We start from the raw sequence: 10,538 nt of genomic DNA, 5'->3' as shown, positions 1-10,538 counted from the left end.
TTAAAAGTTTTTTTTAGTTATTTAGTAATGCACAAATTTAGGTGTTTGTCAAATTAATTTAGATGCGTTTACCCTGGTTTCACCAGCAGCCAAATCAAGCGGGAAGTTGTGAGCATTGCGCTCGTGCATCACTTACATACCCAAGTTAGTGCGGTTAATCACATCAGCCCAAGTATTGATCGCACGACCTTGAGAGTCGATAATCGATTGGTTGAAGTTGAAGTTGCTAGGTCGATCGAGATGACAGCTTAATTATGCCCGCACCAACTCCAACCGATATCGATACAAAGCCACAGGATGCCCCCCAGCCGCAAAATAATCCGGGTCTTGCGGCGACAAATAAATCGCTGTCACCTGATCCGCCTCAATTCTTTTACTCGCAGAATCGCCATTTTTCCCGCCTCCAACAACTCGATAAGCCGTTGTTGTTTCCACCTCGTTTAAATAAATATCAGACTCTCCCCGAAAAATCTGCTGAGAAATCTCTGTAGACACAAACTCGCGAGGATTCGGCGTCTCAGTTCCCCGACTGGTAACAATCGAAATTAGTTGGCGTTCCCCTTTCAAAACAGTAATTTGGCGGTTGGGATTCGTCGGATCGACTTTCACCGAAACTACGCCACGATCGCCTAAATAAGCCTTAGCAATATTCAAACCGTTAAAAGTGCGATCGGCTACAATCTTTTGAGCCTTTTTAAGTGTATAATTAGAAATTAACCCAAGATTTTTTTCAGGTTGAAATCGCACTTTAAATAATATCGGCTGCTGCAAATACTGGCGGTTGCTTTCAAACCCAGGCGTGACAATATTTGGCGCTAAAGGAGCGGCTAAATCTACCAAAGTGCTAGCAACATTCCAATTCCCCGCCATCCAGTCGGGATATACCAAATCTCCCTTAGCTACAGCGATAGGAGGCTTGCTTTCCCAATTCGGAAAACTTGATATGCGATCGCCCAAAACCCCCGCCCTCGCACCGCCACCCCACAGCAACACCAGCAAAACCAGACAAAAACCCCAAATTACCTTCATACCCAATTACATTCAAACAACTAATTTTCTGTCTCTCTTTCTCTTCTTTATCTCTTCTCTGCGTTCTCTGCGCCCTCTGCGGTTCATTAATTCAAAAATTAGACAACAAACGACTTAAACATCATATTTTATACCATTTTCATAAACACGCAAGATGCCTGTTGCACAAAAATAAAAGTTCTGCTTGTGGGGAGTAGGGGTTGGGCATCCTACCCGCCCCCAATATGCAATTCAAAGGTGGAAAAGCCGATTTTTTAAAGCGCCTCAACAGGTGCAGGTTCCCAAACCTCCCCGTATTTTTCCTTCAATTCGTGCCAGTTTTCCACCTGTCCGGGTTCGTATTCCCCCGGCTTTCCCCACTGCAAAAACGCGCTCAAAGCAGCCTCATTTTGTTCGTCCAGAAAACGGATTGCATAAGTAGTGAAATTGCCTCTTTTCGCCTCGCCAGTTTCAAATTTCACCTGTTTTATTTTGTCCATATTTAGGTGAAACTCAAATATTTCGGCGTGCATATTGGCATACTTTCCCTTCGGCAACTCCGCATAAAACAGCTTGTGAATTGAACCGCGCACTTCCAGCACAGCCGCGCTGCTAGTCACGATTAAACGCAGCGTTCCCAATTGTTCGCAAGCTTCCAAGAATTCTTTCAGATTAGGCATAATTTAATTGGGGAATTGGGAATTTGGTATTTGGAATTGGGCATTGGGCATTGGGCATTGGGCATTGGGCATTGGGCATTGATTATTGGTAATTAAAAACAACAATAACTAACAACCAATGACTACTGACTACTGACTACTGACTACTGACTAATGACTACTGACTATGTTTCGTGCAGTTCGTAAGCAGCGACAATCCGCTGCACTAGAGGATGTCGCACCACATCCGCCTGAGAGAATTCGCAGAAAGCAATGCCCTCAACGTTGCGTAGAATGTTTTGGGCAACGGACAATCCCGACTGTTGGTTTGGCGGCAAATCTGTTTGAGTGATATCCCCCGTTACTACCATTCTCGATCGAAAGCCCAGACGAGTCAACACCATTTTCATCTGAGCCGGCGTCGTATTTTGAGCTTCGTCCAAAATTACGAAAGCATTGCTGAGAGTGCGCCCCCGCATATAAGCTAAAGGAGCTACTTCGATCAAGCCTCTTTCCATTAAATCGGCCATTTTTTCAGGGTCGATCATTTCTTGCAGGGCGTCGTAAAGCGGGCGCAAATATGGATCGACTTTTTGCTGCAAATCTCCGGGCAAAAACCCTAATTTTTCGCCAGCTTCCACGGCTGGCCTGGTTAAAATCAGCCGTTCGTACTGCTTGCTCAACAGCGCTTGCACGGCGAAAATAGCTGCTAGAAATGTTTTGCCAGTACCAGCGGGGCCAATGCAAAATGTCAGGTCGTGCGTGCGTACTGCTTGGACGTATTGCCGCTGCTTGAAGGTTTTGGCTCTAATTTCTTCGCCGCGGCGGGTTCTGGCGAGAACATCTCGCTGCAAGTCTTGTAAATCGCCTTGGCGGTTGGTATCCAAAGCTTGGCGCGCCGTCTGGATTTCAACTCCGGTAATATTTTTGCCGGATTTCCAATAGTCGGAGAGCGAGCGCACTAATTTATGACACAATTCTACTTGAGTTTTTGTGCCCGAAATCAGCAGTTCTTGCCCTCGCATTACCAGGGTAGCACCGGTTTGCTTAGAGATCATTTTCAGGTTTTCTTCTTGATTACCGGCCAGGGACATTGCACTTTGAGTGCTCGGTAACTCTATTGTTAGTTTTTCATTCATGCCAACATAATCTCCTCCAAATAAGCAATTAAAAGTTAACAACTAAACGTTCAACCAGTCACTATTTGCGAACAAAAAGACGCCCGTTACTAGATTTTACCTAGTATCTAAGGCGTCTTTTAGATTTAGCTCCCAAATGAGTTTGGTGCTTGAGGCACAAATCAAATCTCCCTTCTATTAAGTCAGGCAATTTTAGATTTTAGATGTGAAATTTTAGATTTTAGATGAACCTGATGCCGCTGACATTTGAAATTTAAAATTTTACATTTGTTTCCGATCGCAAAACCGGCAATTTCAAACCAAACGGGGCTTGTAATACCAAGCCTACAACAGGCAATCTAAAATCTAAAATTCTTTCTGGGCTCTGCAGTTAGTTAATAACCGGGAGTATTTCGGCTCGTTCTAAACGTAGGTGTGTTAGTACGGCGAGGTTGTTCTCTCGGAGTTCTGCTAGCCAAGGGACTCGGCGACGGAGGCGGCGTCCGGGGTCGGAAGTCGCCTCGCGGCTCGCGCGAGCCACGATCTGGGCGATCCCGATCCGGGCGGTCGCGATCCGGGCGATCCCGATCGCCCCTGGGCGGGCCAGATCCACGATCGCCCGCTTCGCCATCGTATATATCTAAGTAGAGGGACTGACCAGCCGTCTGCGCCACCGCTTCGAGCGTAGTTCTAATCGCCTGAATATTGCGTCCGCCCCTACCGTAAACCCGGCCTTTGTCGGGATCTTCAAAAGCCAGCCTAACCCAGACCCGCGATTGGCGCGGGTGCAGTTCGCAATCAACCCGCAAAGAGCCGGGGGTCTCTAAAAAAGGCCCAATTAAAAACTTAACCAGTCCAGCATAGTTGGGACTAGCTGACTGTTGCTGTGCTGGATTCAACGTTAGCTCCGGCTCCGACTTGTTCAAATACATGGGCTTTTCTCAGGATGTCACGCACGGTGTCAGTTGGCTGAGCGCCTTCTTGCAGGCGCTTGACAATCGCTGGAACATCCAGCCTGGTTTCGTTATTTCTGGGGTTGTAATAGCCGAGCTCTTCTAGGGGACGGCCGTCGCGGCGAGTAGAACTGTTCATCGCTACAATTCGGTAGCTGGTCTCGCGTTTTTTCCCGTATCTCTTCAATCGCAGTTTGATCATCTTCTTGCACAATAGTCTTGTTCCAATTCTAAGCTATTTTGTCAGTGCTCCTTCCCCGAACCCCAACTCAACCCCTATTTCTTAACCTCCGACCAAAATATCGCTACGATTTGCTGCCCCCAAGGCAGGTCTGGCGCCGTCAATGTGCGGTGTAATTGCTACTGGCAAAATCGATGCAGTTCCCCACTGCTGCACCAATTTTTGCAAAAATATATCTTGCTGCTCTCTCAAAGAGTCCCAATCGGTGCCGCGATTAATAATTGCAAACCAAACTAAACCCCGATCGCGCGTGGGTATGGCTCCCGCCAAAGCAATCACCGTGTCCAAAGTACCAGTTTTCACCACAGCCGATCGCGGAATGTGTCGGTATTCCAAAGTTCCTTTATCGCGCCCGGACACCGGAAACAAGTCAGCAACTGTCAGCCCAGTCGTCTGAAGGTTGCGCGCGATCGCCTGCATCATCCCACAAGCCGCCCTCGGAGACATCTGATTTTCCACTCCCAATCCCGAACCATTAACTAATTGAAGTTCCTCCTCCGGCACCCCCGCGGCCCAAGTCGCTTGCTGCTGCACTATTTTTGCCCCGCCCAAATCGTCGGTCAGCATCTGAGCCATTTCATTGTCGCTGTGGACGTTCATCTGCTTGAGAATTTCGGCTAAAGGGAGCGATCGGCGCTTCAGCAGCAAACGCCCCGAAGTCACAAATTTCTCAGCAATGACGCTGCCGGCAACCGTTACTTGCGGCTTTCTAGTTCCCGGAGCCATCTTAGAATACATTGCCACCACGTCCGCAGGCCAATTACTACCCTCAAGAGCTTGCCGCAGTATCTCCCCCGCCACCAAAGGATCGGACTGATAATTCATGCGGAAATTGCCTGTCACCACCAAATTCCCCGCCACACGATTGATACCCATTTGATTGAGAGCATTGCCCACGGCGATCGCCTCCTCCCACACAAACAGCGGATCGCCCCCGCCGCTGACCACCAAATCCCCCTGCAATACACCATTCCTAATCGGCCCCGTTCCCCGGAACCGCGTTTCAAACTGATAATCCGCGCCCCAAGTTTCCAGCGACGCTAGAGAAGTCGCAATCTTAGTCAGCGAAGCCCCAGGCATCAGCGTCTTGCCCTGCTGACTTACCAGCGGCATCATTCCCGCTTGCACCCAAATTCCCTGATTGCCCTCAATCAAGTTCTTGTCTTTCAACTCTTTTAAATATTCCCGCACTGTCGCTTCTGCTGGCAAGTCGGGATTTGCCGCATTTATTCGCCCAAAAGCCAAATCTTCGGCCACCACTAACCCGGGTATCCCTCCCCGCCAAGCCAGCACTGACGCAGCATTAGGCGCGGCACTGCCTACTCCAGCCATGTCCAGCCACAGAGACATCATCCCTGAGCTAAATAAATCCAGCATTTTTTACTCCTAAAGTCAATCGATATTAGATTTTAGATTTGAGATTAAAGAATTGAAGAAAGCGCTCCCACTGATAAATCCGGGGGCAAGTGATGAGGATGGGGAGCTTTTTTTTCGCTCCACGGATGAATCCGGGGTTTCCGGACTAAAGTGCTTGCGGTCATGTAAACAATTTCATTGATTTTTTCAAGATGCCGTCAAAAATAGTAAAGTAGTGACAAAACAAGTTCTATCAGAGTAGTCGGAAATAAGAATTGTCCGATCGCCCTAGCGAGCGGATTTTAGTTCTTTATTCAGACTTGTGGATTCAAGATCCTGACCGAAAGACGAGACGCAAGCCCCGGACTACCGACATGGGGATAAGTCGGTAGCGGTTTCAACCGCCGTGTATAATCAGCACAAGCGAAAAGTGAGTAGGAATAACATAAGAGCGCATTGAAGTACCCTAGTATGGAGCAATCCCAGCAACGGACAGATCCAACTAGATTTGGAATAGTTAAAGGGCAAATAATGGCAGGGTATGGAGCGTTCAAACTTAAACATACGAAGGCCTCAGAAAGTATACGCAATCTCAGCTTTAAGCTGTTTGAGTGAGTAGAGGGATACTTGAATGTCCCGTTGTCGCCTTGATTGGTGGGCAAGAATCCCCCGGCTTTAGACGTGGGGAGGTTCAATTCCTGGTAGAATTTTTAGTGTTTCTCAAACATTGGTCAATGGGATCGACACGCGCAAGAATTGCAATAGACGCTATGGGTGGGGATCATGCCCCCGCCGAAGTTGTAGCTGGAGCGCTTAAGGCACAAGAAGAATTAGGCGTAGAGATTTTGCTTGTGGGCGACCCACAGCAAATAGAAGACTCGCTCCGGCAACAAGACGCGATCGGCCGCGTCTGTACAGGTCAGCTAGAAATCGTTCCTTCTGAAGGAACGGTGGAAATGCACGAAGAACCTTTGAGTGCCCTCAAACGCAAGCCCAACGCTTCGATTAACGTAGCGATGAACTTGGTAAAGCAGCAGCAAGCTGATGCTGTGGTGTCCGCCGGTCACTCCGGCGCGGCAATGGCTGCTGCCCTGCTCAGGTTGGGTCGGCTCCCCGGAATCGATCGCCCTGCGATCGGTGCGGTTTTGCCGACAATGATACCGGGCAGCTCTGTACTCATTCTCGATGTTGGCGCTAATGTGGACTGCCGCCCCAAATTTTTGGAGCAGTTCGCTCTTATGGGAACTATTTACAGCCAGTGTGTGCTGGGTGTCGCCGAACCTAAAATCGGCCTGCTCAACATTGGCGAAGAACCTTCTAAAGGCAACGACGCAGCCGTGCGAACTCACCAGTTATTGGTGGACAACCCGAACATTCCTTTTGTGGGCAATGCCGAAGGCCGCGACGTGCTGTCTGGGAAGTTCGACGTGATTGTCTGCGACGGGTTTGTCGGCAACGTGTTGTTGAAGTTTGCCGAAGCGGTGGGCGAAGTCGTAGTCCAAGTGCTTAAGGAAGAGTTGGTCAAAGGACTCCAACATCAAATTAACGACCCTATGCTGCAAAAAAGCTTGCAAGGATTCAAGCAGCGGGTAGACCACGTTGAACACGGCGGCGGTTTGCTGTTGGGCGTTGCTGGAGTTTGCATTATCAGCCACGGTTCGTCTCAAGCTGCTTCAATTTTCAATGCCATTCGTTTGGCGAAGGAGGCTGTTGACAACCAAGTGCTGGAGCGAATTCGATCGTCCAATAACCAAAGCGCTCTGGAACAAGAAGCTGTGAACTAGAGGCAGTAAGTAGGAATTAAAAATTAAAAATGTAAAATTAAAAATGTCAGCTTAAACCAACTGTTTTGCTTAAAAAAAAGTAATTTCAGCAGTTTAAAAAATAATTTTAATTGGTAGTTTTTAATTTTTAATTTCTCTATCGAACAGCGAGTAAATGGAGAGGAATGTTGCAGCAATCAGGGTTCGGCATTGCCGTCACGGGTAGCGGTTCTTGTACACCGCAGGTTTCGCTGGATAATAACGGTTTGAGTCAGATAGTAGAAACGAATGACGAGTGGATTGGCGCGCGGACGGGTATTCGCTCCCGCAGGCTGGCGGACGATCGCACTTCTTTGTGCGATTTAGCCACAGAGGCATCTCAAAAGGCGATCGCCATGGCAGAAATTTTGCCGACAGATATCGATTTAATTATTTTGGCGACTTCCAGTCCTGACGATTTGTTTGGCACTGCCAGTAAAATTCAATATCAATTGGGCGCGACAAAAGCTGTGGCTTTTGATTTGACAGCAGCTTGTTCCGGCTTTGTTTTTGGTTTAGTTACAGCCTCGCAGTTCATTCGGACAGGGGTTTATCAAAATGTTTTGCTGATCGGAGCAGATATTTTGTCTCGCTGGGTGAATTGGTCGGATCGGGGTACTTGCATTCTATTTGGAGACGGTGCAGGTGCGGTGGTATTGCAAGCTTCGGAAGTCGATCGCTTTTTGGGATTTGAAATTCGCAGCGACGGCACACAAAATTCGTCACTCAATTTGGCTTACAAAGCCGAGTCAAAAGAATTAATTGAGGGCGTTAGCGTCGGAGTTGGCGGATTTGAACCCATCACAATGAATGGTCAAGAAATCTATCGCTTTGCCGTGAGAAAAGTGCCGGAAGTCATAGAAAAAGCTATGTTTCGGGCAAATGTCAGCGCTGCGGAAATTGACTGGCTGTTGTTGCACCAAGCCAATCAGCGGATTCTCGATGCAGTTGCCCAAAGGCTAAAGATTCCCCCCGAAAAAGTAATCAGCAATTTGGCAAATTACGGCAATACCTCCGCGGCTTCAATTCCCCTTGCCTTAGACGAAGCCGTGCGTCTGGGTAAAGTTAAAGCGGGCGATACTATTGCTGCTGCTGGTTTCGGTGCAGGTTTGACTTGGGGGGCTGCGATTTTTAAATGGGGAAGGTAATACCATTTTCGATTTTAGATTTTAGATTGGGAATTACTGAGGAACTATGGGTTTGGAGCTGGTAAAGCAGTTTCATTCTTTTTGGGAACTGGTATAATGTTTGGCGGCTTTAAACTTTGGCTAATGATTGTGGGGAGTGCGACCGTTGCATAATACAAATCCTTTAACAAGCCATACATAGGGCAAGGGGCGCAGCCGTACTCCCTCGGGACAGGAGTTCTTGACAAGCCCGCCCTGAGATTGAAAATCCTCTATTCTTCGATCGACTTTCCCCGGCTTGAAGGTTAAAAATTTTGTTACGGCTATTAATTAAATTAAAGTAGCAAAAAAAATATAAACCTGGTTAAAATCGCAATTATATGTTATAGTTGTGAGTCGCGAGTAGATAGTTCGTTAACCGAAAGATAGCGGATACCAGCGAGCGAAGTTAGAAGCGGGAAAGAAAGAATTTTTGCAATCACCAATTAGCAACCACCAATTAGCAGATTACCGGAAAAATGACTAAAACAGCATGGGTATTTCCCGGACAAGGTTCCCAGGCGATCGGGATGGGTGCAGACTTATTAAACTTGCCAACAGCCAAAGCCAAATTTGAGCTCGCTAAAGAAATTTTAGGCTGGTCTGTCCCGGAAGTTTGCCAAAAAGAAGAAGCAAAACTATCTCGGACGCTCTACACTCAGCCTTGCTTGTTCGTAGTAGAAAGTATTTTGGCCGACTTAGTGCGAGAAAAAAGCGATCGACCAGCGGTAGTTGCCGGTCACAGTTTAGGAGAATACGTTGCCCTCTACGCAGCAGGCGTCTTTGACTTTGAAACCGGATTGCGCTTAGTCAAACGCCGCGCCGAACTCATGGACACTGCCTCCGGCGGTCAAATGGTGGCTTTGATCGGGTTCGACAGGCAGGAACTAGAACTGCAAATTCAATACAGCCGAGACGTAGTGCTGGCAAACGACAACAGCGAAGCACAAGTCGTGATTTCTGGAACGCCCGCAGCAGTAGAAGATTTGCTTGCCAAAATCAAAGTCAAACGCGCCGTTAAATTGAATGTTTCCGGTGCATTTCACTCTCCCCTGATGGCCGGGGTGGCAGCCGAATTTCAACTAGCCTTAAAGTCTGCCAGGTTTTCCGATGCTAAAATGCTAGTGCTCTCGAACGCAGAACCGTCAGCCACTACCAGCGCAGCCACTTTAAAGCAACGGTTGACTCAGCAGATGACCAAAGGCGTGCGCTGGCGAGAAATTTCCATGCAATTGCCCCAACAAGGAATCGATCGAGTAGTGGAAATTGGCCCCGGCAAAGTTCTCACAGGTTTGATCAAACGGACTTGTCCCGATTTAGCGCTGGTAAATGTTAGCAGTTTTGCAGATTTACCAGCTTAATCTATTTTTAACCTGTGATCAAATCGCAGGCTGTAAAATTCAGAGTTAACAGGCTCTAAGATTGCCCAAAAATGAATCGCACAACAGGCAACTCCGAATATTGGCTGTTGTGCAAATTGGGGATAGACGATCCAGACAGTTAGAAAATATTAATCAAAAATCTAGAAATCGATCGACCTGACGGGGCGATCGACAAATCCTGATATACACTAGGCATAAAAACCAAGCTTAGGAGCGCGAATTAAATAACTTACAATTTTAATTGTTATTGTGGGATGGGCGTCCCGCCCGTCCAAAAAGAACGGGCGGGACGCCCATCCCACTTTCAAGAGTGGAAGTTATTTAATTCTCATTCCTTATCTGGTACTTATTATGAAAAAAGTCCTTTACTGGTTGATGGGCGACAAGGCAGGCAGAACCATAGTTGGTGCCTGGAATTGGATGTGGGGACTGCCCGTAGAATCCGGCGGCCCGGTGGCGGTGGCGGTAGCCGAAGAGTCGCTGCGATCGATGCAAGAATCCGTGCAAAAGCTAGCAGCAGCAGTCTCCACCCAAGTTGCAGCCTACCAGCGCGCCAAAACGAAATATGAAGAAAAAGTTAGGGAAATGCAAACCGTAGAGCGCCAAGCCATCACAGCCCAGCGCAACGGCAACGAAGAAGCAGCCCGCTTGGCAATGGCGAAGGTAATTCAGACAGAACAAATTCTGCCGCAATTAGAATCCCAAGTAAAACAAGCCGAACAATACGTCAACGCTTCCAAAGACAAGCTAAATCGAGAACGGATGAAGCTGGAAGCTTACCGCAAAAGTGGGTCTAAAGCCCCGTCCTTCTAGGACGGCTTTAATTTCTACAATTTGTAAATAATTGTTAAAT

Annotated in this window: 10 protein-coding genes; 4 read left to right on the top strand and 6 right to left on the bottom strand. The window is 47.8% G+C overall.

Annotation, left to right across the window (positions count from 1 at the left end):
* Window positions 1-252: 252 nt before the first annotated feature.
* The 6 genes from QT987_RS28730 to QT987_RS28705 all read right to left on the bottom strand — a co-directional run bounded on the left by QT987_RS28730 (window position 253) and on the right by QT987_RS28705 (window position 5,356).
* Window positions 253-1,029, bottom strand: a complete 777-nt coding sequence (locus QT987_RS28730) for a DUF6816 family protein (RefSeq protein WP_333246823.1) — start codon at window positions 1,027-1,029, stop codon at window positions 253-255.
* Window positions 1,030-1,283: 254 nt separating this feature from the next.
* Window positions 1,284-1,688 carry a ChuX/HutX family heme-like substrate-binding protein gene (locus QT987_RS28725; RefSeq protein WP_333057403.1) on the bottom strand — a complete coding sequence of 135 codons (405 nt, stop codon included), beginning with the start codon at window positions 1,686-1,688 and terminating at the stop codon, window positions 1,284-1,286.
* A 164-nt stretch (window positions 1,689-1,852) separates the two neighbouring features.
* Window positions 1,853-2,806, bottom strand: a complete 954-nt coding sequence (locus tag QT987_RS28720; RefSeq protein WP_333246821.1) for a PhoH family protein — start codon at window positions 2,804-2,806, stop codon at window positions 1,853-1,855.
* A 374-nt stretch (window positions 2,807-3,180) separates the two neighbouring features.
* A complete protein-coding gene (locus QT987_RS28715; protein WP_333057401.1) occupies window positions 3,181-3,684 on the bottom strand; it encodes a KH domain-containing protein in 504 nt (167 codons plus the stop codon).
* Window positions 3,656-3,940: a 30S ribosomal protein S16 gene (gene rpsP / locus QT987_RS28710; RefSeq protein ID WP_006633724.1), complete on the bottom strand. Its 285-nt coding sequence runs from the start codon at window positions 3,938-3,940 to the stop codon at window positions 3,656-3,658. The genes QT987_RS28715 and rpsP overlap by 29 nt, the downstream gene beginning before the upstream one ends.
* A gap of 81 nt (window positions 3,941-4,021) precedes the next feature.
* Window positions 4,022-5,356: a D-alanyl-D-alanine carboxypeptidase gene (locus QT987_RS28705; RefSeq protein WP_333246819.1), complete on the bottom strand. Its 1,335-nt coding sequence runs from the start codon at window positions 5,354-5,356 to the stop codon at window positions 4,022-4,024.
* A gap of 713 nt (window positions 5,357-6,069) precedes the next feature.
* Between QT987_RS28705 and plsX the strand changes: the two genes are divergently transcribed.
* From plsX to QT987_RS28685, 4 genes are all read left to right on the top strand, one after another.
* Window positions 6,070-7,119: a phosphate acyltransferase PlsX gene (plsX, locus tag QT987_RS28700; RefSeq protein WP_333246817.1), complete on the top strand. Its 1,050-nt coding sequence runs from the start codon at window positions 6,070-6,072 to the stop codon at window positions 7,117-7,119.
* A gap of 164 nt (window positions 7,120-7,283) precedes the next feature.
* Window positions 7,284-8,285, top strand: coding sequence for a beta-ketoacyl-ACP synthase III (locus tag QT987_RS28695; protein ID WP_333246815.1), 1,002 nt, complete (start codon window positions 7,284-7,286; stop codon window positions 8,283-8,285).
* Window positions 8,286-8,782: 497 nt separating this feature from the next.
* Entirely contained in the window at window positions 8,783-9,664 is an 882-nt protein-coding gene (gene fabD / locus QT987_RS28690) for an ACP S-malonyltransferase (RefSeq protein ID WP_333177985.1), read from the top strand.
* 372 nt (window positions 9,665-10,036) lie between these two features.
* Window positions 10,037-10,498, top strand: a complete 462-nt coding sequence (locus tag QT987_RS28685; RefSeq protein WP_333246812.1) for a hypothetical protein — start codon at window positions 10,037-10,039, stop codon at window positions 10,496-10,498.
* Window positions 10,499-10,538: the final 40 nt, after the last annotated feature.

This window comes from Microcoleus sp. SVA1B4 (genome assembly GCF_036700545.1).
Classification (GTDB): Bacteria; Cyanobacteriota; Cyanobacteriia; order Cyanobacteriales; family Microcoleaceae; genus Microcoleus.
The sequence above is the reverse complement of the archived record's forward strand: the minus strand, read 5'-3'. Positions and strand labels throughout refer to the sequence as shown.